Annotated in this window: 24 protein-coding genes and 1 other annotated feature; of the genes, 19 read left to right on the top strand and 5 right to left on the bottom strand. The window is 41.6% G+C overall.

Features of this window, described 5'->3' with window-relative positions; all coding sequences use genetic code 11:
* Positions 1 to 14: 14 nt before the first annotated feature.
* The gene (locus tag LIQ05_RS04770) at positions 15 to 476 is read right to left on the bottom strand and encodes a TspO/MBR family protein (RefSeq protein ID WP_226819026.1); all 462 of its coding nucleotides are present in this window, start codon (positions 474 to 476) and stop codon (positions 15 to 17) included.
* Between the two features lie 230 nt (positions 477 to 706).
* Between LIQ05_RS04770 and LIQ05_RS04765 the strand changes: the two genes are divergently transcribed.
* The 7 genes from LIQ05_RS04765 (at position 707) to LIQ05_RS04735 (ending at position 8501) form a co-directional block, all read left to right on the top strand.
* Positions 707 to 2062: an MFS transporter gene (locus LIQ05_RS04765; protein WP_226819024.1), complete on the top strand. Its 1356-nt coding sequence runs from the start codon at positions 707 to 709 to the stop codon at positions 2060 to 2062.
* Positions 2063 to 2241: 179 nt separating this feature from the next.
* On the top strand, positions 2242 to 3237 hold the full coding sequence (locus LIQ05_RS04760; RefSeq protein ID WP_226819022.1) for an alpha/beta fold hydrolase: 996 nt from the start codon (positions 2242 to 2244) through the stop codon (positions 3235 to 3237).
* 357 nt (positions 3238 to 3594) lie between these two features.
* A complete protein-coding gene (locus LIQ05_RS04755) occupies positions 3595 to 4098 on the top strand; it encodes a gamma carbonic anhydrase family protein (RefSeq protein ID WP_226819020.1) in 504 nt (167 codons plus the stop codon).
* 4 nt (positions 4099 to 4102) lie between these two features.
* Positions 4103 to 7087 carry a DUF3427 domain-containing protein gene (locus tag LIQ05_RS04750; RefSeq protein ID WP_226819018.1) on the top strand — a complete coding sequence of 995 codons (2985 nt, stop codon included), beginning with the start codon at positions 4103 to 4105 and terminating at the stop codon, positions 7085 to 7087.
* A 13-nt stretch (positions 7088 to 7100) separates the two neighbouring features.
* Positions 7101 to 7502 carry a (deoxy)nucleoside triphosphate pyrophosphohydrolase gene (locus tag LIQ05_RS04745; RefSeq protein WP_226819016.1) on the top strand — a complete coding sequence of 134 codons (402 nt, stop codon included), beginning with the start codon at positions 7101 to 7103 and terminating at the stop codon, positions 7500 to 7502.
* Between the two features lie 14 nt (positions 7503 to 7516).
* Positions 7517 to 8008, top strand: a complete 492-nt coding sequence (locus LIQ05_RS04740; protein ID WP_226819014.1) for a hypothetical protein — start codon at positions 7517 to 7519, stop codon at positions 8006 to 8008.
* A 166-nt stretch (positions 8009 to 8174) separates the two neighbouring features.
* Positions 8175 to 8501, top strand: a complete 327-nt coding sequence (locus LIQ05_RS04735; RefSeq protein ID WP_318289482.1) for a hypothetical protein — start codon at positions 8175 to 8177, stop codon at positions 8499 to 8501.
* On the opposite strand, the gene LIQ05_RS20555 is transcribed toward LIQ05_RS04735, so the two are convergent.
* Positions 8457 to 8777: a PBECR4 domain-containing protein gene (locus LIQ05_RS20555; RefSeq protein WP_226819011.1), complete on the bottom strand. Its 321-nt coding sequence runs from the start codon at positions 8775 to 8777 to the stop codon at positions 8457 to 8459. The two genes, LIQ05_RS04735 and LIQ05_RS20555, sit on opposite strands and share 45 nt — an antisense overlap.
* Before the next feature lie 532 nt (positions 8778 to 9309).
* Here LIQ05_RS20555 and LIQ05_RS04725 point away from each other — a divergent pair.
* From LIQ05_RS04725 to LIQ05_RS04690, 8 genes are all read left to right on the top strand, one after another.
* Entirely contained in the window at positions 9310 to 9879 is a 570-nt protein-coding gene (locus tag LIQ05_RS04725; protein WP_226819009.1) for a histidine phosphatase family protein, read from the top strand.
* A gap of 171 nt (positions 9880 to 10050) precedes the next feature.
* On the top strand, positions 10051 to 10647 hold the full coding sequence (locus LIQ05_RS04720) for a metallophosphoesterase (protein WP_226819007.1): 597 nt from the start codon (positions 10051 to 10053) through the stop codon (positions 10645 to 10647).
* Positions 10648 to 10662: 15 nt separating this feature from the next.
* Complete coding sequence (locus tag LIQ05_RS04715; RefSeq protein WP_226819005.1) at positions 10663 to 11775, top strand: heparan-alpha-glucosaminide N-acetyltransferase domain-containing protein; 1113 nt, start codon at positions 10663 to 10665, stop codon at positions 11773 to 11775.
* Positions 11776 to 11777: 2 nt separating this feature from the next.
* Complete coding sequence (locus tag LIQ05_RS04710; RefSeq protein ID WP_226819003.1) at positions 11778 to 12803, top strand: transglutaminase domain-containing protein; 1026 nt, start codon at positions 11778 to 11780, stop codon at positions 12801 to 12803.
* Between the two features lie 5 nt (positions 12804 to 12808).
* Positions 12809 to 13294: a low molecular weight protein-tyrosine-phosphatase gene (locus LIQ05_RS04705; RefSeq protein ID WP_226819001.1), complete on the top strand. Its 486-nt coding sequence runs from the start codon at positions 12809 to 12811 to the stop codon at positions 13292 to 13294.
* A 107-nt stretch (positions 13295 to 13401) separates the two neighbouring features.
* Positions 13402 to 13684, top strand: a binding site (T-box leader).
* A gap of 214 nt (positions 13685 to 13898) precedes the next feature.
* Complete coding sequence (locus tag LIQ05_RS04700) at positions 13899 to 14849, top strand: bile acid:sodium symporter family protein (RefSeq protein ID WP_226818999.1); 951 nt, start codon at positions 13899 to 13901, stop codon at positions 14847 to 14849.
* 299 nt (positions 14850 to 15148) lie between these two features.
* A complete protein-coding gene (gene pckA, locus LIQ05_RS04695) occupies positions 15149 to 16753 on the top strand; it encodes a phosphoenolpyruvate carboxykinase (ATP) (RefSeq protein ID WP_226818997.1) in 1605 nt (534 codons plus the stop codon).
* 287 nt (positions 16754 to 17040) lie between these two features.
* Positions 17041 to 18033, top strand: a complete 993-nt coding sequence (locus LIQ05_RS04690; protein ID WP_226818995.1) for a DUF5688 family protein — start codon at positions 17041 to 17043, stop codon at positions 18031 to 18033.
* Positions 18034 to 18194: 161 nt separating this feature from the next.
* On the opposite strand, the gene LIQ05_RS04685 is transcribed toward LIQ05_RS04690, so the two are convergent.
* The 3 genes from LIQ05_RS04685 to LIQ05_RS04675 form a co-directional block, all read right to left on the bottom strand.
* Entirely contained in the window at positions 18195 to 18989 is a 795-nt protein-coding gene (locus LIQ05_RS04685; RefSeq protein WP_226818993.1) for an ABC transporter ATP-binding protein, read from the bottom strand.
* Positions 18982 to 19908: an ABC transporter permease gene (locus LIQ05_RS04680; RefSeq protein WP_226818992.1), complete on the bottom strand. Its 927-nt coding sequence runs from the start codon at positions 19906 to 19908 to the stop codon at positions 18982 to 18984. The genes LIQ05_RS04685 and LIQ05_RS04680 overlap by 8 nt, the downstream gene beginning before the upstream one ends.
* Positions 19909 to 20124: 216 nt before the next feature.
* Positions 20125 to 21102: an ABC transporter substrate-binding protein gene (locus LIQ05_RS04675; protein WP_226818991.1), complete on the bottom strand. Its 978-nt coding sequence runs from the start codon at positions 21100 to 21102 to the stop codon at positions 20125 to 20127.
* 295 nt (positions 21103 to 21397) lie between these two features.
* Here LIQ05_RS04675 and LIQ05_RS04670 point away from each other — a divergent pair, with 295 nt between their 5' ends.
* The 4 genes from LIQ05_RS04670 to LIQ05_RS04655 all read left to right on the top strand — a co-directional run bounded on the left by LIQ05_RS04670 (position 21398) and on the right by LIQ05_RS04655 (position 25479).
* Positions 21398 to 22753: a DEAD/DEAH box helicase gene (locus tag LIQ05_RS04670; protein ID WP_226818989.1), complete on the top strand. Its 1356-nt coding sequence runs from the start codon at positions 21398 to 21400 to the stop codon at positions 22751 to 22753.
* Positions 22754 to 22932: 179 nt separating this feature from the next.
* A complete protein-coding gene (locus tag LIQ05_RS04665; RefSeq protein WP_226818986.1) occupies positions 22933 to 23217 on the top strand; it encodes a hypothetical protein in 285 nt (94 codons plus the stop codon).
* A gap of 100 nt (positions 23218 to 23317) precedes the next feature.
* Positions 23318 to 24256: a hypothetical protein gene (locus LIQ05_RS04660; RefSeq protein ID WP_215659784.1), complete on the top strand. Its 939-nt coding sequence runs from the start codon at positions 23318 to 23320 to the stop codon at positions 24254 to 24256.
* Entirely contained in the window at positions 24241 to 25479 is a 1239-nt protein-coding gene (locus LIQ05_RS04655) for a DEAD/DEAH box helicase (protein WP_215659786.1), read from the top strand. Before LIQ05_RS04660 ends, LIQ05_RS04655 begins: the two co-directional genes overlap by 16 nt.
* Positions 25480 to 25716 lie beyond the last annotated feature (237 nt).

The following is a 25716-nucleotide window of genomic DNA, read 5'->3' as shown; positions in this document are numbered from 1 at the left end:
TCGTAATAGGAAATTTAATTCAAAAAATAAATCCCAAGATTCAAATACCCTGCAAACGTCACCCACGCCAGATAGGGCAGCATAAGATTGGCCGCTGCAGGCGACACTATTCCAAAAGAGCGGATCGTCGCAAAAATCAACAGCCACAAAGCCACCAGCCAGAAAAATGAAAATAAGTACCATTCACAGTTAAAGAACCAGATAGACCACATAAAATTGAAAAATAGCTGCAGTAGATAAAAGAACAAGGCATTATTTCCACATTTTCCAGAATTCACAACCAGAAAGGCTGCAAACCCCATCAACAGATAAAGAAATGTCCATACCACTGGAAACACCCACCCAGGAGGAGAAAGCGGCGGCAGACACAAATCTGCAAAAGCTTCCATAGAACCGGCTGTTAAAAGCGCAGAGACTGCACCCACTGCAAGGGGGAATAAAAGGAATGGGAGAAGATCGCGGAATTGGGATTTCATGAGGGAGACTCCGTTTGGGATAACGTTGTTTTATTATATGCGAAGATCTATACAATATGAAAAGTTTAGGTTTATGTTTGCTTCATTCAAAGAAAACATCTAGTGGAATATTACCTGTAAAATAGTAATAAATTCTGTGGAATTTGTGCAATAACCATAATTCGTATGTTGAGAGACTGGCTAAAAAATGATACTATCATTATAGAAAAGAAGCAGGAGGTAAGTGTGTGATGAAGAAACTTACAACAGAAAAAATCTGGCAGTTTGCAGCAGGCCAGTTTGGATGGGCGATGTTGTCCGGAATCATTTCAAACTGGCTTGTGTATTTCTATCAGCCAGATGAAACCGCCATCAGCCAGGGGCAGACCGTATTTATTCCCCAGGGACTGGTGGTGCTTGGCATTTTCACCATTATCGGAGGAATCACAGCCTTCGGAAGAATTTTTGATGCTTTCACAGATCCTATGATCGCGTCCTGGTCAGACCGTTGTACGTCCAAAAACGGACGGCGAATTCCATTCCTGAAATGGGCGTCCCTGCCTCTGGCACTTTCCACAGTGCTGGTGTTCTGGTCCCCGGTCAATGAAAACAGCTGGCTTAATGCAGCGTTTTTGCTGGTGATGGTTCTGGCCTATTACCTTTCCATTACAGCTTATTGCACACCGTATAACGCCTTGATCCCGGAACTTGGACATACCCAGCAGGAGCGGCTTAATATTTCTACGGTGATTTCCTTTACGTTCATTGCAGGAACTGCAGTTGCATATCTGGCACCAACTATCTGGGGCGCATTTATCCCGGCATTTGGACGTGTTGGCGCTATCCGCGTCACCTTCACGCTGATGGCAGTGGTGGCATTTATCTGCATGCTGGTGCCTGTATTTTGCATTCGGGAAAAAGATTATGTGGACACAGTTCCGGCAAAAGAATCCGCTTTTCGCTCCTTGACCGCTACGTTTAAGAATGGAGAATTTTGTAAATTTGTAGGCTCCGATATTTTTTACTGGATCGCCCTTACCATGTTTCAGACTGGTCTGCCTTTCTTCGTAACCAGTCTTCTGAAGCTGCCGGAGACAATGACAACCCTGTATTTTGTGGGGATGACAGCATTGTCTTTGGTATTTTACATTCCGGTAAATAAGCTTACCCCGAAGCTGGGTAAGAAAAAGATGATCCTGTTTGCATTCGCTGTCTTCAGCCTTGCTTATTTCTATACCGGATTTATGGGAAAAATGAGCTTTATTCCGGAAATTGTACAGGGACTGATCCTGACGGTGGTGGCCGCACTTCCCATGGCAATTTTCGGAATTTTGCCCCAGGCGGTGGTGGCAGACATCGCCCAGAGTGATTCCATTACATCCGGAAGCAACCGGGAAGGAATGTTTTATGCGGCAAGAACCTTTGCATTCAAACTGGGCCAGAGTCTTTCCATGCTGATCTTTACTGCCGTTTCTACCATCGGAACAGGAGAGGGAACTGGTTATAGAATCGCAGCCTTTGGCGCAGCGGTGTTCTGTATGGTGGGCGGAATTATTCTGGTATTTTATAATGAGAAGAAGATTAATGGGATTATTGGGGGAAAGTAGATTTGCACACCCCATTTTACAGTATACTTCAGCTGTATCCTAGAGCGAAACTTGTTATTGAGAACGGCGCGAAAAGCGAAGTTTGCTCGTTACTGGTCACGGAGTGAACAGTAACGTTTGCTTATAAAAGGGTTATGTGACTTATAGGATAGCTGTTAGGCGTTAATAGGAGTTATAAGATGAAAATGATACAGGAAGACGAATATTTACATACTATGAAAAATGAGGTGGAACCTTATTTAAAGGCTCATTGCCGGGAGGGGTACATTCCAGGAGCAGAAGACATTTACCATGGGAAAAATGGAATTACGGGAAAAATTCATGTGAAACGTTACCTGGCAGATGATCCAAAAGGTGTGGTAGTGATCAGTCATGGTTTCACAGAAGGCGCACCAAAATATGAGGAGATGATTTACTATTTTTTACAGGCTGGCTATCACGTTTACATGCCAGAACATATGGGACACGGCCAAAGCTACCGCCTGACAGCAGATCCCTCATTGGTACATATTGATATCTGGAAACGTTACGTGCGGGATTTCCTAAAAATCAGCCACAAAATCAAAAAGGCACATCCAGACCTGCCCCTGGACCTTTTTGCCCACTCCATGGGTGGTGCAATCGGCGCAATCGCTGTAGCCTGGGAACCAACTCTTTTTCATAAAGTGATATTAAGCTCTCCTATGGTGAAGCCGCTTACAGGAGGCGTTCCCTGGCCGTTGACTGTACTGATCGCCCATGTAGAATGCCTTTTGGGAAAGGAAGAGTCCTACGTCTTAGGTCAGAAGCCCTACGACGGAGCCGATACCTTCCAAACCAGCGCCGGCACATCTGAACCTAAATTTACAAGGTACAACGACCTGCGAAAAGAAAAACAATTTCTCCAGACCTGTGCACCATCCTATGGCTGGCTGAAAGCATCCATAAAAATGAGCTGGTATTTAAAATACCGTGGCTGGAAAAATCTCCAGTCCCCACTCCTTATTTTCCAGGCCGAAAAAGACGATTTCGTATCCGTCCACGCACTTCAGAAATTCGCAGCGAAAATCAAGAAGCGCGGTGCTGTTTCCTGTGAATATGTCTACGTGCCCGGGACGAAGCATGAGATATATTGTGGTGGGGATGAGACGATGGAAGTTTATTGGGATATAATAGAAAAGTTTTTAGGACAATAAGTTTGGTGTTGTCTATAAACGAAGATTATTAGTGTAGGAAACTCTACTTTGCTGGAGCCCATTGCAGATGCGTTTTCCATATCTGTTACCGAACTGATTTCCGGTAATACCGTGAACAACGCTAACGTGTTCGCAAACATACTATAGATGCAATGTATGGCTGGTATCGTTACGAGTCATTGTACCCCCATAGTAGCAAAAAGTCAAAAAAAATCTAGAATAAAAAGACATCAGTTCGGATCGGAAAGCAAAGGTGAATAAACGTAAGCATTATGACGAAAGAATATACAATCTCTTTTTTGTATGTTACTATTAATGAAAACAGATTGATATTTACTCTAGATCGGGGAAAGCCAAATGAACTATATGAATGTAAAAATAGATAAAACAGCTAAGATTGCGAAGCAGTCCGTAATCATCGGTGATGTAACAATCGGCCGTGACAGCTGCGTGCTATACTACAGCGTAATCCGCGGAGATGACGCGCCAATCGTCATCGGCGAGGAAACTAACATCCAGGAAAACTGCACAATCCATGTTAGCCGCGACCTGCCAGTCCACATTGGAAATAATGTCACAATAGGCCACAATGCCGTAATCCACAGCTGCACAATTGGGAATCGCACTTTAATCGGAATGGGCGCCATAATTCTCGACGGAGCCAAAATTGGCAGCGACTGCATCATCGGCGCTGGAAGCCTTGTTACCAAAAACACCATCATCCCAGATGGCTCCCTGGTAATGGGAAGTCCTGCGAAGATTAAGAGAAATCTTACATGGGAAGAGAAGATTGGGATTATGGAAAATAGTAAAGAGTATGCGATTGTGTCAGAAGAAATGTGGAAGCAGGGAGTGTTATAAATAAATGAGCAAAACTGATGAAATGCGATCTGGATTTGAAACAGCATACATAGACGGGGCTGTTGCATCTGGCAGTACATATCGTCCTAGATTTGTATCAAACAATTACAAAAAAGGGAAAAAGGTTCTTTCAACCATAGAAGATGAGCTTTTGGCATGCGATCGCTTCCAGATTAGCGTGGCTTTTATCACTATGGGTGGCATCACTCCATTACTTCAGACTCTGAAGGAATTGGAAAAAAGAAATATTCCAGGTGAAATTCTGACTACTAATTATCTGAATTTCAGTGAACCAAGAGCCTTAGAAAAACTTCATTCTTTATCAAACATCACTTTAAAAATGTTTGATGTGGAAAGGGCAACGGAAGGCTTTCATACCAAAGGATACATTTTCAAAAAAGATGAAATATACCGCATTATAATTGGCAGTTCCAATATTACCAGCGCCGCACTTACCAGCAATCGTGAATGGAATACTAAGCTGCTTTCAACGGAACAAGGCGAAATGGCGAAAGAAATTGTTGCTGAGTTCAGAGAACTATGGACCTCGCCTTATGCGTTGGCCTATGATGAATTCTATGAAAACTATAGAGAGCGTTATAAAATAATCAAGCATCAAAGAGAGATTGCTAAAGAACAAGAGATTACGTCAATAGAAAGTTATAAGCTGAAACCCAATAGTATGCAGGTGAAATTCATTACTAATCTGCGAAAAATTGTCGAATCAGGAGAGAAAAGAGCACTCTTGATTTCGGCAACAGGAACGGGAAAAACTTTTGCCTCGGCCTTTGCGATGCGAGAATTAGGTTACAAACGAGTACTGTTCCTGGTACATAGAGGTCAATTAGCAAGACAGACAAAGAAATCTTACGAAAAGGTCTTTGGAAAGTCTGTTTCTATGGGGCTGGTAGGTGCTGGGTATCATGAGTATGATGCGGATTACATTTTTGCTACAGTTCAAACGTTGAATCGTGATGAGCATTTACTCCAATATGAAAAGGATGCATTTGATTGTATTATTTTGGATGAGGCGCATCATGTTCCAGCCAATACTTATCAGAAAGTAATGAAACATTTTACTCCGAAGCTTTGGCTTGGTATGACAGCAACTCCGGATAAAAGAGATGATAATATGGAAGGCAGAAACGTCTATGAGCTTTTCAATTATCAGATCGCATACGAGATTCGGCTTCAACAGGCAATGGAAGAAAATCTGCTTTGTCCGTTCCATTATTTTGGAATAACAGATTTATCAATTATTGGTGATGCTGAAAATGCCAGTAGAGATTTTTCTATGCTGACAAGTGATGAGAGAGTAAAACATATTATCAGCCAAGCTGATTACTATGGTTACAGTGGAGAAAAAGTCAAAGGACTAATCTTTTGTAGCAGTATAAAAGAAACAGAGGAACTGTCTGAGAAATTTAATCAAATAATGAATCCTTCCACTGGACGTAAGTTTAGAACAATAGCGCTTAATGGGAATGCTTCTGAATCGGAAAGACAAGCTGCTTTTGAAAGATTGGCAATGAACGAGGATGAAGCAACAGATGACAACCAGCCATTAGACTATATTTTTTCTGTTGAAATATTAAATGAAGGTGTGGATATTGTTGAAGTTAACCAAGTTATTATGCTTAGACCCACGCAGTCCCCGATTGTTTTTATCCAACAACTTGGTCGTGGCTTACGAAAGGCGAAGGGAAAGGAATATGTAGTTATTCTGGACTTTATTGGAAATTATAATAACAATTTTATGATTCCAATTGCGCTATCAGGGGATAGAACTTACAATAAAGACAATATTCGTAGATACATTATGGAAGGTGGAAGGATAATTCCAGGAGCTTCTACCGTACATTTTGATGAGATTAGCCGGAAAAGAATTTTTGCATCTGTAGATAATGCAAACTTCAGTGATATTAAGCTTATCAAAGAAAATTATACGAATCTGAAGAATAAGCTTGGAAGAATTCCAAACCTTTGCGATTTTGATGATTACGGAGAGATGGATGTTATTCGGATTTTTGACAATAACAGTCTTGGCTCCTACTACAAATTCCTGGTGAAATATGAAAAAGAATATAAAGTTCGGTTGTCCTTGGATGAGGAAAAGGTAATTGAATTTGTATCCAAGAAATTAGCAAATGGAAAACGTATACAAGAACTTCAACTATTAAAACGGATGCTCACGTATTCTTATGAATTTTCTAAATTAGGTCTCTTTGCAGAGCTTTCCAAAGATATGAAATCATATGGAAAAGAACTTAGCCAGGAGCAAAAAGAAAATATTGTAAATGTGATGACAAATGAATTTCCTGCTGGAACAGGTAAGAAGACCTATTCTCAGTGTGTGTTTATTGAAGAAGCTGGAAATGACTATAAACCAACGAAATCGTTTGTGGAAATGTTATCAAATGACGATTTTTATAATATCCTTAAAGAATTGGTTGATTTTGGAATAAGCCGCTATGAAAGAGATTACAGGAATAGTTATGCTAAGACTGATTTGGTTTTATATCAAAAATATACTTATGAAGATGTTTGCCGTTTGCTGAACTGGGCACAAAATGAAGTGCCTTTAAATATTGGTGGTTACAAGTTTGACAAAAAGACAAAAACATTTCCTGTATTTATCAATTATGATAAAGAAGAAAATATTAGCGATACAACCAAATATGAGGATCATTTTATTCCTGGCTTTCGAGATCGCCTGATTGCAATTTCGAAATCTGGAAGAAGCTTGCAGTCAGAGGATGTACAGAATTTCTTAAAAGCGAAAGAGCGAGGAATCCAAGTGGAACTTTTTGTACGAAAAAACAAGGATGATAAAATTTCCAAAGAATTTTATTATCTTGGGCATATGACAGCAAGCGGAAAAACGAAAGAATTTAAAATGGCAAATACAGAAAAAACAGCAGTGGAGATAGAGTGGATTCTTGATGTACCTGTAAGGGAAGATATTTATGAGTATATTGTGAATTCATGATGAGGAGGAACTTATGAAAACAGTTAGAGTAGTCGCAGCAGTAATAAAAGCTGTTAATGAAAAAGGCGAACCCATTATTTTTGCAACTCAACGTGGCTACGGCCCCTTAAAAGGTGGCTGGGAATTCCCCGGAGGAAAAATAGAACCTGGCGAGACACCACAGGAAGCGTTAAAACGCGAAATTATGGAGGAACTTGATACTGAAATTGCAGTGGGAGAGTTAATTGATACCATCGAGTATGACTACCCAGACTTTCATCTTTCCATGGATTGCTTCTGGTGCGAGATCGTGAGCGGAGACCTTGTGCTAAAAGAGCATGAAGCTGCAAAGTGGTTGACGAAAGAGAATCTGGGAAATGTAGAATGGCTGCCGGCGGATGTGACGGTGATGGAGGAGATTAGCATAAGAATGTAAGAACGAGGTGGAATATGTGGAATGATATAGCAAATATGTCGGCTATTGCTACTTTGATTTTATTTATATTCTATTTTCTTGGACGATTGTGGTGCATTCGGGTAGAAAAGAAAGATTTATATGAGAAAATAATTGTTAGGGGTGTAGATTTAAAAGATAATGATTTAAACATCGAATATGTAAATGGGGATGAGATTATTGAAATTATATCACAAAAATATTTGAATTGGATAAAAGTTTATGCCGCTGAATATGTTGAAGGAAAGGTAAAAAAGGCTAGTAAAAAACCAATAGTACAAGTGAAAGACGTAAATCGAAATACCCCACGATATTTTGGATTCTGTATTCCAGAAGGAATTCCAAATACGATTATAGAATATCAACGTTCAGACTATGTTAAAGGGACTTTTGTTGTTGTATTTGATGGAAGAGGATGTGGATATACTGCGGAAAATTTTCAAATTAAAACGACTTTAAAGAGTGTATTATATTATCTGTTGAAATAGTGGAAAAAGGTGTAGTGAGTGAACTATTGACATACAAATTTCCTGAAAGTGATGATGAGGAATTTTATGAAGAAAATCCAGGTGGCATAGATGAAAGCTACATATATAATTCAATGAAATGGAGTGAGTGTATGGGTTGTGTCCTGTTTTTCCAGGGAATATGGTATTGATTGCTGGTTGTACTGGTTCGAAGAAAAGTACATATTTACATCATATTGTAAATCAGAATATTATAGCTGGTCACAGAGTGGCATATTGCTGTATAAAAGATAAGCCTTTTGATGTAGGTATTGAAATAATTGGTGAAAATGTTCACGTAAATGCAGAGTATATAAAACGTGGAATAATGACAGAAGAAGATTGGGGCAAGTTAACAAGCAGTCCGTCTTCTTTGGATGGTGAAAACTTGACCTTATTTGATATAGTCCAATTATTATATAAACCAGATTTATTTTATAATACAGAAGAGGAAAAGGAACGATTGGAAGTTTAAAGCTTTTTTATACATTTTGGATGTAGTTGCTATGTTATTTGGGATAATTGCTGGGCTAACAGGATGTCTGTTGATGATATCATTAAAGAGATATTGAGGTCTATTGTAACCGTTTGATCTGTATGTACTATTTTGAATTCCCATTAGATGTGGGAAATTTGCCTTGTCACCGATAAGGATAAAACTATTACCATTATAAGTGATGACAAGATAAAAAGTTTTCAAATAGTTTTCCAGGAAGAAATCGGCACATGACTGAATTGTGGTAATATTCATATATGCTTCTCCTTTTATAAAACAAAAGCTCTTAGGAATTACCCAAGAGCCTTGTTATCGGCAATCGTTCACGATTATTTTTTTTACAGGGGAGTGCCCGGATCAGCCGATATGATTCCCTCAGCAAGTGAGCCTGCGTTTTTCTATCTTTATTATACACAATTATGGAGAAAAATCTGTAGGTAAATTGTGACAAAAACAGGAAAGATATTAACAAGTATCCTTGCACCTCAAAAGGTTTCATAGTATCATATATCCTATAAAAAGATAATGATGCTATGAGCCTTTTTTATTTAAGGGTGATATAAATGGGAAGATTTGTAAATTTGGATAATAGTGCTTTTGGAATGGCTATGAATTAAAAAAATGAAAGAAGTTTTGAAATGAGATTTGAAATAATTGGAAGAAGTTGGATATAAAAAAGTGTAATTATTTGGATTGAAAATGACTTGAATTGTCCGAATAAATGTCCGATTAATGTCCAAATCAATGTCCGAATCAAGACTCAAATTAATAACTGGAGGAACTCACCATGGGACATTTCTATTTCATCCGACACGGGCAGACCGTGTGGAATGTTGAGAACAAAATTTGCGGGGCTACAGACAGTCCGCTTACAGAATATGGACGTGAGCAGGCTAGGGAGACGGGGCGGAAGATTCTTGCGGAGGGAATTGAGTCGGATGAAATCCTCTGCTCTCCGCTTAGTAGGGCAGCAGATACGGCTCGGTTGATTTCTGAAATGACAGGGATTCCATGCAGGGTGGAACCAAGGCTGATCGAGCAGAATTTTGGAAAATGGGAGTCCACTCCACGGGATGGAAAGGATTTCAAGAAAGCCAAGGAATTTTTTGCATGCAGTCATGAAGGCGGAGAATCCACGCTTCGGCTGGCGCAGAGAATCTATAATCTTCTTGATGAAATAAAAGCAGAGTCCGATAAAAAGACCTACATTCTGGTTGCCCACAACGGAATCGCCAGAGTGGTACAGTCCTATTTTACGGACATGACTAATGAAGAATACGCTGCATTTGGAGTAAAGAATTGTGCTGTGGTTCGATATGATTTTACGGTGAAAGTACCGGACGGCAATCAGGAATGAGCCATGTTCGCATGAGCGAATTTTTGGATATGGTCCTTTCTGGAACGTAGGAGTAAGTAGGGTGATAGCCCGGATTACGAATACTTACGGAACTGGAGCGAAAAAGAGATTGGGAGAAAGGAGAATAATCTATTACCCTTTAAAGGGGATAATGAGATTATAAGTAATAGGGTGGCAATACTATTTACCAGTGATCTGCACCTGGGACATGCGAACATAATTTCCACGTGCGGAAGAAATGCCGAAAGCTGTGGGAAAGATTTTGCCTCTGTGGATGAGATGAATACTTTTCTCATTGATAAGTGGAATCAGAAAGTGGAAAAAGATGACGAAGTATACATTTTAGGGGATCTGTCATTTCGTTCCAGCCAGTCGGTAAAAACCTACTTGGAACAGCTAAAAGGACGCAAACATTTAATTATAGGAAATCATGATTTTAAATGGCAGAAAAATATTCAAAATATGAATGACTATTTTGAAACAGTAAGCAATCTTGAGGTGATCAAGCTGGATAAGAAACTGATCACCCTGTGCCATTATCCCCTTTTGGAATGGAATGGCTCCAGACGGGCGAAGGACCAGGAAACCTCTATTTCCTGGCTGATCCATGGACATATTCATAACAGCAGAGATGATGTTTTTGAATATATTAGGGATCATCTGCCCTGCGCCCTCAATTGTGGTGTGGATATAAACGGATTTGAACCTGTAACTTTTGAGGAACTGCTTGCAAATAATAATAAATGGTATGGAAGAACGGAAGCGTAAGAAGGGGGATACTATATGTTTTCTTTAAAGAACGAGGAAGTGAATGTTGGGCGGCAGAGAGAGCTTGATCTGGTAAAAGGCTTTCTGATGATCATGATCGTATTTATACATTCATTTCAGACAATTGCAGGCACAGCAGCGGCGGAGTCAAGTGTACATAAGATTATGTTTGCCCTGTTCATGCCTACTGGAGCCTGCTTATATCTGTTTACCATGGGCTTTGGAAGTGTTTTCACACGCCATTCCCAGCCAAAGGACATGGTCAGAAACGGTATAAAACTGTTGATTTACCAGGGTATAAGCAATTTATGCTATGCAGCAGTAATGACGGTCAGTTACGCCATTAGAAATTCCATTACAGGAGAAGCGGCAGGCAGCAGGGAAGTATTTGAAGCAAGCCGGTATTCCATGCTTACATTTGTGAATATCTTTTTCATATCCGGTATGTGCTACCTTGTACTTGCTTTATACAGGAAATTAAATGTCAAACTTGTCGGCTACATAATAAGCGCATTGATAGTTGGAATCGTGACACCTTTTACCAAACTGCTGGTATCCGATAACCAGGCACTTAACTGGATCCTGGACATGACCTTTGGAGGAAAAGGAGAGACCAGCTTCTGTTTCTTCCCATATCTGAGCTATGTATTTTTAGGATATGTTTTTGCAAAAGTAATCAGAAGAGTACCAGAAAATGAAAAAGGAACCTTCTATAAAAAGAGCGGCATAATATGTGGACTGATAGCAGCTGTGTGGTTTGTGGGCTGTGTTGTGCTGCATCCAGGTGTTGACGGATTCTTTAATTATATGATCGATCAATACAGGACACCAGGTCTTACAAAAGTAATCGGAACCTTCTGCAGTATCATACTTGTATTTGCAATTGCATTTGGAATCATGCCGATTATGGAAAAATGGAAATTTGGATATACCAAATTGAACTATTACTCCAAGCAAATATCGAAAATGTATGCAGTACATATAGGCGTATATTGGGCACTTGCTGGTGTTGCTGCTTTTTACGAATTTAATGTAACAGAATGTCTGATCTTGTCAGTGGTAGTGCTGATCGCAACTGATTTACTTGTGCAGGGATATCTGAAACTGACGGATAAGATAAAAGGATAAAAATGGAACAATACTATTATAATCACATGAACAAACCCCAGCAGGCTGCTTATCACAGCATCTTTGCAGGGGTGAAAAATCTATCGGATGAAATTCAGGTTCCGGCGCTTTCCGGAGAGGAACTTTACAATGTCTTTTTCCAGATGAGGCTGGACCATCCGGAAATATTCTGGGTAACTAATTTTAAATATCGTTACTACAAAGATTCGCCGAATCTGATTTTCATACCGGAATATCTTTTTGAGAAAAACAAGATCCGGGAGCATCAGAAGGCTCTGACAGCCAGGGTAGAGAAGCTTGTCCGCCCGGCACAGAAGATGTCTGAGTGGGAAAAAGAGAAATATGTGCACGATTTTATCTGTGAAAATGTCCGTTATGACAAACTGAAAAAAGCATACTCCCATGAGATCATTGGCCCTCTGGGACAGGGCGTCGGGGTATGCGAGGGCATTGCGAAAGCGGTGAAGGTCCTTCTGGATGCGCTGGGCGTATGGTGTGTGATCGCAATTTGCGGCAACAATCCGGAAAAAGGAATCAAATACCGGCACACATGGAATATTGTAAAAATAAATGGCATCTATTATCATTTAGATGCCACTTTTGACAACAGCCTGGGAAAAGATCACGAAAACACGGAAATCCGCTATGATTATTTCAACCTGGATGACCAGCAGATCTTTCGCGACCACGAGCCCCTGATCGCGCCTGCGCCCCATTGCAGCGATCATGATCATTTTTTCTACAAAGAGAAGAAATTATCCTTTACTAAACAGGAGGATGTGTACAAGCGGTCTTTGCAGGCTGCTAAGAAAGGAAAGGTGCTTGTTTTTCACTGGCGGGGCGGATACCTGACCAAAGAAGTATTAAATGAGCTGCTGCATCTTATACGCAAGGCGGGCATGGAAAAAGAGAAAAACGCAATGGTCAGCATAAACTGGCCCCAGGCAGTTCTTCGCGTCCAGTATGCTGACATACAGGTACAGGAGAGCGTTACGCTGGAGGAAGCGAATGAAGGGGAGAAGGATTGATGAAAATGAGTTATATAAGAGTGTTATTCGTGTGCTTGGGAAATATCTGCCGCAGCCCCATTGCGGAGTTTGTCATGAAAGATATGGTTTCGAAACGTGGGATTGCGGACAAATTTTATATTGCATCTGCAGCCACCAGTACGGAGGAAATCTGGAATGGAATCGGGAATCCGGTTTATCCGCCAGCGAGGAAGGAATTGGCGAAGCATGGAATTTCCTGCGAGGGGAAAAGAGCAGTGCAGATCACCAAAGCAGATTATGGAAAATATGATTACATTCTGGGAATGGAACAGCGGAATATTCGGAATATCCTAAGGATTGTAGGAATGGATTCTGAGGGAAAAGTGAAGCTTCTGCTGGATTATTCAGATGATCCAAGAGACATTGCAGATCCCTGGTATACGGGGGATTTTGAATCTACCTATAGAGACGTGGTGGAAGGCTGTGAGGGGTTTCTTCGATATCTGGAAAAGAATAAACTGGTACAATAGTTAAAATGCACAAAATAGAAATTACAAAATTGTAAAAAATATATAAGAAAATGATCTGCGGCTCTTGACAATTTCTTTCAGCAGGACTACAATAACCTCAATCTAAGAATTTCGCAATGACGAGGAAGAGTAGCAGGCAGTGAAATCCACAGAGAGCCATCGGTGGTGAGAGATGGCGAGGAAGCTTTTGTGAAAATCACCTCTGAGCTTTCAGACTGAAAAATAGTACCTGTTGGTTCTAAAGGACAGAAGGAATCGCAGTGCTTATTCGAGTAAGTCCGGACGGTTAACAGTCGTTATCCTGTTTCTCATTTTATAAGATGGGTAGTGAGTGGCTGCGCAGCAGCAATAAGAGTGGTACCGCAGAGGACTTTAGCCTTTGTCTCTTAATTGGAGACAGAGGCTTTTTTGTTGCTTCAACTCACACAGAGGAAATACCATCATGTGAAATCCCTAGGAAACGGGATAAAACACGCTTTGCGGGTTTTACCCGTTATCGCGGCAGCCGCCAAGGTTTCGTACAAGCACGAAATTTTGGCTCGCTTATCGCGTAAAATAAAGAAGGCATCAAAAACTGCCTTCAAAAAACGAAGGAGAAACAAAAATGGAAACATTAAAGAAAATCACAAACTTTGTCAGCAAGTACATGGCAGTGATCGTAATCGCAGTTGCCGCACTTGCACTGTTCGCACCGAACACGGTAAGCTTCATCAAAACCAGTTACGTAAACACTCTGCTTGGAATCGTAATGTTCGGTATGGGACTTACCCTGAAGCCAAATGACTTCAAAGTTGTATTCAGCCGTCCAAAAGATGTAATCATCGGCTGTATCTCCCAGTTTACTGTAATGCCGCTGCTTGCTTTTGCCCTTACAAAAGTATTCCAGCTTCCAGCTGAACTTGCAATTGGTGTTATTCTTGTAGGAACCTGCCCAGGAGGTACCTCCTCCAACGTTATGACCTACCTGTCAAAAGGTGATGTAGCCCTGTCCGTTGGAATGACAGCTGTATCCACAGTGCTTGCGCCATTTTTAACCCCGCTTCTTACTTATTTATATGCAGGACAGAAGGTAGACGTCAACATGTTCAGCATGTTCCTTTCTATTGTGAAGGTTGTGATCGTGCCGATCGTGCTTGGATTTGTGATCAACCATTTCTTTAAGAAATTTACAGAAAAAGTAGTAGAGATCCTGCCGCTGATTTCCACCACGGCAATTGTAGCCATCGTAGCAGCCGTTGTATCTGCGAACTCAGCAAAACTGATGACATCTGGTATTCTGATCGTGGCAGTTGTTATTCTTCATAACCTGCTTGGCTATGGCGTTGGTTATGGAATTGGCCGTGCATTAAAGCTTGATACCACAAAATGCCGCGCAATCTCCATCGAAGTCGGCATGCAGAACTCCGGACTTGCAACATCACTTGCAACCACACACTTTGCACAGTACCCACTTGCAACCATTCCAGGCGCTGTATTCAGTGTATGGCATAATATTTCCGGCGCTGTTCTTGCAAATATCTACGCCCGCAGTGCGGAAAAGAAAGAAGAAAAATAGAGTCATGCCCGTATCAGAAAACACGTCTCACAAATTTTTCCTGAGGCGTGTTTTCTATATGATAAAACTTTAACAAAAATGCAAAAAATCGGAAATTTGTGTTGATTTTATCAGTCAGTTATGTATAATATAGGATAAGGAAAAAAGGAATCAATCTGATTCCATTCCTTGGGTTTTGTACCATAGAAGCTGCTGGCTCAGGTAATATTTCCAGAATCATTACCGGGAATCGAGGACAGCAGTCACGAATCTGCATTCGCGGATGAATTCCATTTTAGAGAAAAGAGGTTAAGTGTAAGATGGCAAAAATCGATTTAACAAAGTATGGTATTACCGGAACTACAGAAATTGTTTACAATCCCTCTTATGAAATGTTATTTGAAGAGGAGACCAAACCAGGTCTTGAGGGCTTCGAAAAAGGACAGGTCAGCGAGCTTGGCGCTGTTAACGTTATGACAGGTATTTATACTGGACGTTCTCCTAAAGATAAATATATCGTAATGGACGAGAATTCCAAAGACACCGTATGGTGGACATCTGACGAATATAAGAATGATAACCATCCTGCAACACAGGAAGCATGGGCAGCAGTAAAAGAGATCGCTAAGAAAGAGCTTTCTAATAAGAGACTTTTCGTAGTTGATGCATTCTGCGGCGCTAACAAAGATACCCGTATGGCAATCCGTTTCATCGTTGAGGTTGCTTGGCAGGCACACTTTGTAACAAACATGTTCATCCAGCCTACAGAAGAAGAGCTGAAGGATTTCGAGCCAGATTTCGTTGTTTACAACGCTTCCAAGGCTAAAGTTGAGAACTACAAAGAGTTAGGTCTTAACTCTGAGACAGCTGTAATGTTCAATATTACAAGCCGTGAGCAGGTTATCGTAAATACATGGTACGGCGGAGAAATGAAGAAAGGTATGTTCTCCATGATGAACTATTATCTGCCGCTTAAGGGCATCGCTTCCATGCATTGCTCTGCAAACACAGATATGAACGGTGAGAATACTGCTATCTTCTTCGGCCTTTCCGGAACAGGTAAGACTACACTTTCCACAGATCCTAAGAGACTTCTCATCGGTGATGACGAGCATGGCTGGGATGACAATGGAGTATTTAACTTTGAGGGCGGCTGCTACGCTAAGGTTATCAACCTTGACAAGGATTCTGAGCCAGACATCTACAATGCAATCAAGAGAAACGCTCTTCTTGAGAACGTTACACTTGACGCAGAAGGAAAGATTGATTTCGCTGATAAGAGCGTTACAGAGAACACTCGTGTATCTTATCCGATCAACCACATTGAGAAGATCGTTCGCCCGATCTCTTCCGCACCGGCTGCTAAGAATGTTATTTTCCTTTCTGCAGATGCATTCGGAGTACTTCCTCCAGTATCTATCCTTTCACCAGAGCAGACTCAGTACTACTTCCTGTCTGGATTCACAGCTAAGCTTGCTGGTACAGAGCGTGGAATCACAGAGCCTACACCTACATTCTCAGCTTGCTTCGGACAGGCATTCCTTGAACTGCATCCGACCAAATACGCTGAAGAGCTTGTTAAGAAAATGGAGAAGAGCGGAGCAAAAGCATACCTGGTTAACACAGGATGGAACGGAACCGGAAAACGTATCTCCATCAAAGATACCCGTGGTATTATCGATGCAATCCTCAGCGGCGCTATCTTAACAGCACCGACTAAGAAGATCCCATTCTTCAACTTTGAGGTTCCTACAGAGCTTACAGGCGTTGACACAGGTATCCTTGATCCTCGTGACACCTACGCTGATGTTTCTGAGTGGGAAGTAAAAGCAAAAGATCTTGCAGATCGTTTCGTTAAGAACTTCAAGAAATATGAGGGAAATGCAGCTGGTAAAGCACTTGTTGCAGCTGGTCCTCAGGCATAATCATATAAGATTATTTATGGGTCTGCCGTATTTACGGCAGGCCCTTTTTGTGTAGAATTTTGTCGATGAAAAGTTCTTTACAAAGAACCACATATCTTATATACTATCCCTACAGCAACTCAAAGCAGTTTAAATGGAAGCAGGATCAATTCTGATATTTTCTATCTGCCTCCATCTTTTAGTTCAAATACAGGGTATCTGCAGTGCACAGCAGGTCCGGTATTCGTTAGGGTATTTCGCCCGTTTTTATTTCAGAAATTAATATTTTTTGAAGAAAGGAACTTAATATGAGCAAAGAGTATGATGTGTTTGTGGAAGGTCTGCGTCAGGAATTGATGGAACGACTTGGACTTAGTGAAAAACAGGTTTATTTCGAGGAGCGGGACGAAGATGGTATGACACCAAATGGCGACCGGCTTTTTGTAGAATGCAGTGCTTCCTCTGCAGGAAAAGAAGTTTGTGGAATCCATACAGAAGAGCTGTTTGAGGATTATGAGGATGGTGTTTCCCTGGAAAAAATAGCGGAAACTGTAGAAAGCGAAATTCGCAAACTGAAAGAAACCGGCTTTTTTGAGAAAACCAAAAACCTGAATAATTATGAGAAAGTGAAAAAGGATCTTTTTATCCGGCTGCTTAATGTAAAACAGCACAAAAGAGAGCTTTCCAGAGCGGTCTACCGCAGAGTTGGGGACATTGCCCTGGTGCTTTATATGCAGCTCGGCAAGATGAACGGGCGCATCAGCAGTGTAAAAATACGCAGAAACAGTCTGGAAGAATGGAAGCTTGATGAAAACACGGTGTTTGAGGCGGCACTTTTGAATACTTATTTTATCTCTCCTCCCCGGATCTATTATTGGGAAAAACTGGTCTATAATCCAGATTACGATGGGGAAAGCTTTATGGATCTGAGTCATGAGTTCTTTCTGAAAAGAGACAGCATTGGGAACTGTCTGAGCACCGCCAGAAGGACCAATGGTGCGGTTGCTATCTTTTTACCAGGAGTGGCGAAAAGACTGGCGGAACTATTGGATGCGGATTTTTACATGGTATTTACAAGCATTCATGAGGTGATGATCCACAATGCAAATCTGACTTATCCGGAAGACCTGGAGAATATTTTAAGAGACACACTGCGGGAGGCTACACCGGAAGAGGATTTTCTTACCGATAAGGTGTATCGGTATTGCAAAAATACTGGTACGTTTCTGGTGTATAAAGGTACTGTTTTCCTGGAACTGGGAAAACCAAAGGCTTGTCCGGAGAAACCGGAAGAAAATTAGGAGTAAGCAGGCACCAAGGTCTTGTGCAAGCTCAGGCCTTGGCTTGTTGCTTACACAAATAAAAAGAACTGCAGCAGATTTTTTTATCTGACTGCAGTTCTAAGAGCATGCGAAAATGAAACTGAATAAAAATACTCTTTTTATGCTTATCTGTCTCGTGCTTAACCAAGGATTGCGGAGTCATTGGAGAATTCTTCCCCGCTGGCCTCCTCAAATTTATCCAGAAGCTGTTTTACGGTAAGCTTTTTCTTTTCTTCCCCCTGAATGTCAAGGACGATTCGTCCGTTCATCATCATGATCAGACGGTTGCCGTGGGTGATAGCATCTTTCATATTGTGTGTGATCATCAGCGTGGTAAGGTGATCACGGTTGACGATTCGGTCTGTGATATCAAGTACTTTCGCAGCTGTTTTCGGGTCAAGGGCTGCGGTGTGCTCATCCAGAAGGAGAAGCTTCGGTTTCTGAAGAGTAGCCATCAGAAGGGTGAGTGCCTGTCTCTGACCGCCAGAGAGAAGTCCTACTTTGGAAGTAAGACGATCTTCAAGTCCAAGATCCAGGATCTTCAGAAGCTCTTTGTATTCTTCACGTTCTGTTTTGGTAATACCAGGACGAAGAACTCTTGTTTTTCCACGTCGTTTGGCAAGAGCCAGATTTTCTTCGATTCCCATGGTAGCAGCAGTACCAGTCATAGGATCCTGGAATACACGGCCAAGATAAGCAGCTCTCTTGTGTTCGGAAAGTTTGGTAACATCTGTTCCGTCAATGATGATCTGGCCTTCATCTACTGGCCATACACCGGCAACCGCATTCAGCATTGTGGATTTTCCGGCACCGTTACCGCCGATGACAGTAACGAAATCCCCTTCGTTTAATTTCAGGGAAAGTCCGTTCAGAGCCACCTTTTCGTTGATGGTTCCGGGATTAAAGGTTTTGTATATGTTTTTGATCTCAAGCATTGTTCTTACCTCCACGTTTTGCTGGTTTTGCGAAATATTTTCCCTTCCAGTAAGGTACTGCCAGGAAGACAGCAACTACAAGTGCGGACAGCATTTTCAGAAGGTCAGTATCGATACCCATCCAGATAACGGTCTGGAGAACCAGATAGTAAAGGATGGAACCGAATGCTACAGACAGAAGGCGAAGGGCAAAGTTGCGGAAAATACGGCTGAAAATAGCTTCACCGATAATAACAGCAGCAAGTCCGATTACGATAGCACCACGTCCCATGTTTACGTCTGCAAAGCCCTGATACTGGGCAAGAAGGGCGCTGGAAAGAGCAACCAGTCCGTTGGAGACCATAAGTCCAAGTACTTTACAAAAGTCTGTGTTGATACCCTGTGCGCGTGACATGTTTGGATTGCATCCGGTAGCACGAAGGGAGCAGCCAAGCTCAGTTCCGAAGAACCAGTACAGGATTGCAATGATCACAACAATAAATAAAGCGGTGATGAGAATAGTATTCTGTGTGATCGGCACGTTTTTAATACGGCGTAAGGAAATCAGAATGGGATATTTGTCAACGTTGATCGCCTGGTTTGCTTTTCCCATGATCTTTAAGTTAATGGAATACAGGGAAAGCTGTGTCAGAATTCCGGCAAGGATGGCCGGGATTCCCATGAATGTATGGAAAATACCAGTGACAAGTCCGGCAACCATACCGGCCAGGGTGGCAACCAAAAGAGATACCCATACGTTATGTCCGCTGATCATCATCATGACACAGACGGCACCTCCGGTACACATGGTACCGTCTACGGTCAGGTCGGCAATGTCAAGAACGCGGAATGTAAGGTAGACGCCGATGGCCATAATACCCCAGATCAGACCCTGGGCAGCAGCACCTGGAAGTGCCATGATTAAGTTTGCGATTTGCATGTCTTTATCCTCCTGCATGCGTAAATTGTTTTATGTATAAATATGCATGAAATGTGTCTAAAAATACATTCTTTTAGAAACGACACAAACAGCGAGAGAGGCTTCCCTTCCCGCTGTCTGTGATTATGCTGCTAAAAACGTTACGGTTCACTCTGTGACCAGTACCATAAAAGCAACTGAATGTCCAAAATAATCTGTCAAAACATTATGAAAAATTTATTCTGCGTCAGCACCGATTGCGACATAATCATCCGGAACTTCGATTCCAAGCTCAGCACAGATGTCTGCATTGTACTCTTTTGTGAAGTTTGGTGCATACTCGATTGGCATTGTGGAGATGTCCTCGCCATCTTTGAGGATCTTAACTGCCATTTCACCAGTTGCTTTTCCAAGATCATAGTAGCTGATGGAAAGGGTAGCAACACCGCATCCGGAGCAGATTCCCTCTTCACCTGCGATTACCGGAACCTTTGCCGGAAGGCAGATGTTGTTGATCAGCTCTGTATTGGAAGCAGCTGTGTTATCGGTAGGAACGTAGATAACGTCACTGTCTGCAACTGCGTTTGTTACAACAGTAGAGATATCGTTGGAATCAGAGAATGCGTAATATTCGCAGGTGTATCCAAGATCCTCAAGAGCGGCCTTTACGGTATCAACCTGATACTGGGAGTTTGGCTCTGCGGAGCAGTAGAGAAGTCCTACGTTCTTGGCATCTGGGAAAAGCTCATTTAACATAGCTGCCTGATCCTCCAGTGGAGCCAGGTCAGATGTACCGGAAATGTTTCCGCCTACAGTTCCATCAAAATCAGTAAGGTCAAGAGCTACGCCATACTCTGTAACAGCAGTACCAAGAATCGGGATATCGCTTGTTCCTGCAGCAGCAGCCTGAAGAGAAGCAGTAGCGTTTGCAAGGATCAGATCTACATTGCTGGATACGAAGTTGTTGACGATTGTGCTGCAGGTAGCGGAATCGCCCTGTGCGTTCTGCTCGTCGAAGGTAACATTTTCTTCGCCAAGACCTTCTTTTACAGCGTCCTTAAATCCCTCTGTAGCTGCGTCCAGTGCTTCGTGCTGAACCAGCTGGCAGATACCGATGGTGTATGTTTTCTGTTCTTCAGCGTGAACGGTTACTGTACCTGCAAGACCTGCTACCATAGCGCCGGTCAGAATTACGGATAAAACCTTTCTTTTCATATTTTATTTCCTCCTTAAAAAGTGTTTTCGTGTTTTAAAGTGTTTTGCTACTTTAAAGTATTGTCTGCACAAAATAATACCGCTTTAAAGCGTAAAAGTCAAGTTGCTTTTGGCATTTTTTTTTAACTAGCATTTTCAAGGCTTTCACGGCATCAAAATCAATCTGGCAACAGCTTGGCAACACCCCCTGTTGGCAGGTATTAATGTCAAAATATGACATATCACTCAAAAATTTTTCATTTTTTCAATTATTTCGCATATTAACTGTAGAGCAATCTATAGGAGGAATGAGAAAATGAAAAAACAAAAGCAGAGGCAAAAAAAGAGCCTCTATCAATTCCAGCGAGAGGCGCTGGAAAAAATAAAAAATTTTGACAATGCGGCGTTATTTTGGCAGATGGGCGCTGGAAAAACGGTCTCATCTATAGAGTTAACCGAGTGTGAGGAATGGAACACCCCGATATTGGTATGCCTGGTACTCAAATCAACCGTGAATCAGTGGTTAGAGGAGTTGTATAACCAGACAGAAAGAACAGTGTTCAATGGTTATAAAAAGACGAAATCGGACGGTATAGAGTCGTTTATTGCATGCAGTGATAGAAAATGCATCGTCATCGGTTATGACGCGTATAAGGCTAAATGCGGGACAAGATTAAGGACATACATAAATCAGCACGCCGAAGACGTGACAATCATCTGCGATGAGTCAAGCTTGATTGGACATATGGAGAGCGAAAGAACCAAAGCAGTCATGAAGACGAAGGCGAAACATAAATTATTATTATCCGGAACCCCGGCAACCGGGGGTAGACTCGAGGCCATGATTCCGACAATGAATATGCTGGGATGGGAAACTACAAAAAGAGACTTCTTAGACCAGTTCTGTTATGTCTACGAATGGAGAGACCCAACCCGCCCCTGGATGACTATACCAATCATACAGGGATATAAAAATATAGATGAACTGAGAGCCGGACTGAAAGAGCACGGCGGCAGCTTTATTACTATGGAGGAAGCCGGCGTTCAATTACCAGAGACCACCGAGCAGCGAGTCACAATCACAACCCCGCCCGAGTATAAGAAATTTATGCGAACTGGTATTGTTGAGATAGACGGGCAGGAGATTATAGGTGAAAACAACCTGACGAAAATGCTATATGCAAGGCAGATTTGCAGCGTATACAACCAGGCAAAAGCCGCAGCCCTGGAGGAGTTACTAGAGCAGGCTGGAGACGAGCCGGTTATCGTATTCTATAATTGGACATCTGAACTGAAAATCCTGCAGAGTATCTGTGAGCGTCTGAAACGCCCTGTATCGGTTGTAAACGGACAACGTAAAGACCTGCAGGCATACGAGCAGGACAAGCCCGGAACGGTCATCCTGGCGCAATACCAGGCGGCCAGTATGGGACTGAATCTGCAAAAAAGCCGCATCTGCATATTTTTCAGCCCGGTTTGTTCATATAGTGATTACGAGCAGGCAAAAGCCCGCATACATAGAATTGGACAGAAAAGAAATTGTATCTTTTACAATCTAATCTGTGAGGACTCTATAGAAGAGCATATCATGCAGACACTGGCCGAGCGGCGAGACTACACCGAGCAATTATTCACGGAGCAGTATGGGCCGAAGGCAGAGGTGGCAGCATAAAGAAAAAATATAAAAAAATCTGAAAAAATCTGAAAAAATATTTGCATTTTGTAAAAAATCTGATATTATATAGATGAGGTCAGAGTTTAAATTTGATTCTGTATTGCTCATATTACAGAGTCACCTTTCTTTGTTTAGTTTTTACACTCTCTGGCCTCATTTTTTTATGAGGTGATTTAGTGAGTTGCATTATAGATGACAGACTGTATATAAACCCCGGAACACCCGGGCTGTCTGTATGCATAACGGCAAAAAAGATTGGGAAAAACGGAAACATAAAAAAGCAGATTGCCTGGCAGACAATCGGAGGACCTGATGCGGAGCGTCTGGTTGAGAGCCTTTTATCTGTGCAGCATATAGAGATTGCAGTAACAGTAGCGCCAGAGCCTGGTGTGAAGATGGCGAAAAGCGAAAAAGAATTTAAAAAAGCAGTGAAAAATATGGGAATATGGAAAAATGAGTAATTTACAAACCGGCAAAAAAATCTGCCGGTTTTTTCTTTTTTTTATTTTTTTTCAGCATATTATATGTGTAAAAAAAATAAAACAATTAGGAGGACAAACAATGTTAAATGCAAGAAAAATTTTACGAAACGTGAGAACAATGACACAGCAGGAGAGAATCGGGCTGCATAGCGGCAGAAAGCCGTGGTTGTTAGACGTCGCAGTTGATGATTTCGGGCATATCCCGCGTGAGGTGATGTTTACATGCCTCAGAATGTACATAGAGCAGCAGTGCAAGAATGGTTACAAGCCGTTTCCGTTATGGCTGCATGGCCTCTATAATAACGCAGGCCAGGGAATACAGCTCAGAATCGGAAAAACGATTGATGCGATGGATGCAAAGAAAGTGTATCAGATTGACAATTATGCCGTGATTAAACTGTTAAGAGATAAACCGAAAAATATTATGATTGATGTTGAGGCTCTTATTAATGATTTAGATGACATCTATAACCTGGACGAGCAGCGGGAGATGGACAGCGAGAAAACAGTGATTGACAGATGGACATGGATTATTGCATGTGGGATAAAAGCAATTTTGCCTGAATCTGAACTGCAGGCAGAGGGCGAGTTTTCCGGGTATGAAGAACACACCGTATCATATGCAGCGGCGCAAGCATTGGAGCGCGTGAATGGCATGCAATACATAGATGGTGAAAAAGTCAACGAAGGCATGATAAAAATTGCAGTAGACACAAGATTTTTAAGCAGTGAGTTTTCCGGCAATTACGAAGAAATTACAGCGCCGTATGCAGACTGCAAGGCCTGGAACAACTCAAACCCGCCTGAGCTGCAGATTGTTTTTGAGTCATATGACAGCGAAACCGGATTATGTAGAGCAAAGAAACCGGCAGAATGCAAGATTCAGACAGATGAAAAATATAATGCCGCATACTCATATAAGCGAAAGCAAAGACAGCGAGGCAGCCATGATATAACACCGCCGGTAATCAATGTAGATGACCTGAATGTGGAGGTGCCGGAATGCCTGCTGAATTGACTGATAAACAAAAAGCAGCCCTGGAAAGATTTAAAAAATTGAAAGTCGGAGCCCTGTTTATGAAGCAGGGCACCGGCAAAACTAGGGTGGCGCTGGAACTGGTAAACTACAACAAGCCGGATTATCTATTATATATTGCCCCGGTCAGCACTATTGAGAACGCCCGCGCAGAGATAGAAAAATGGGGCTGCTGCTGCCCGTATGACATTATTGGATATGAAACAATAGCCTCAAGTAATAAACAATACGTTGAGATGCACGATAAAGTAGAAAGGCTGAAAGAAGACGGTAAAAGAACCTTCATTATTGCAGATGAAAGCATATTTATCAAAAACGGTAAGAGCAAAAGAACATTCCGGGCTAAAGAACTACGGAAATTCTTTGACTATGCATTGATATTAAACGGCACACCGCTGACCCGTAACGAATGGGATTTATTTAACCAGATGGATTTTCTATCAAACAGAATCCTCAATATGAATTACAGGGAATTTATCAAGATGTTCTTTGTAGAACACGAACATAATGGGCAGCGGTATCACACATTTTACGAGCCAAACCGCCCGGCACTGGTGAAATTATGCGCCCCGTATGTATATGAGGCGGATTTGGATTTTGAAAATGAAGAACACAGTTATATGCGATGGGTTATATGTTCACAGACTGCATATAAAGAGGCAAAAGAGAGGGTTTTGGAGGCATACGGTGATTACAGCATTGATTCATTGCTGACGCTGTTCTCCGAGCTGCAGAGAATTGCCGCGAATATGCCGGCCAAAAACGAGGCTGTTGCCGAGTATATTCGTGAGCGGCAGTGTATCTGTTTCTGTAATTACAGAGATGAAATAGAGCAGATACAGGAATTGTGTGAGTGTTATGTTATCACCGGCGAAACAACACTAAAAAAGCGAAAAGAGATAATCAAGAAATTCAAGGAGGACGGGAACAGGCCGCTGTTAATCATGTTAGGTTGCGGTTCATTTGGCCTGAATCTGCAGTTCTGCAATGAGATTGTGTACAGCAGCATTAATTTTGACTATGCCAAGATGGAGCAATCACAGTATAGAATCAAACGAATGGGGCAGGAATCAGACATCTCATACAGATACATTTTAGCGGATACAGGTATCAACCGTATGATGCTGAAGAATCTGGACAAAAAGGAACGTCTGCTTGATATCATAAAAAAATTGATAGAGGAGTCGGCTGAAAAAGAGGTCTAAAAAGCCTCTTTTTTTTATGCAGAAAAAATTTTTATTTTTATTTTTTTTCGGCATATTATACGTGAAAGATAAAAAGGGGAATAAAAAAGAATAGAAATCCGAACGGATGTACGATTTTTTATTTTTCAAATTATTTTGCATATTATAAATGTAAGAAAAGAAATGGAAATGAATCAATAAGGCAATACAACAATACAAAAAAATACAAAAACTTTTAGGTAGAAAAAATTTTCATTT

It is taken from the genome of Blautia glucerasea, assembly GCF_020537505.1.
GTDB lineage: Bacteria > Bacillota > Clostridia > Lachnospirales > Lachnospiraceae > Blautia_A.
Note: the sequence above shows the minus strand (reverse complement) of the source record. Positions and strands in the feature narration are given on the sequence as shown.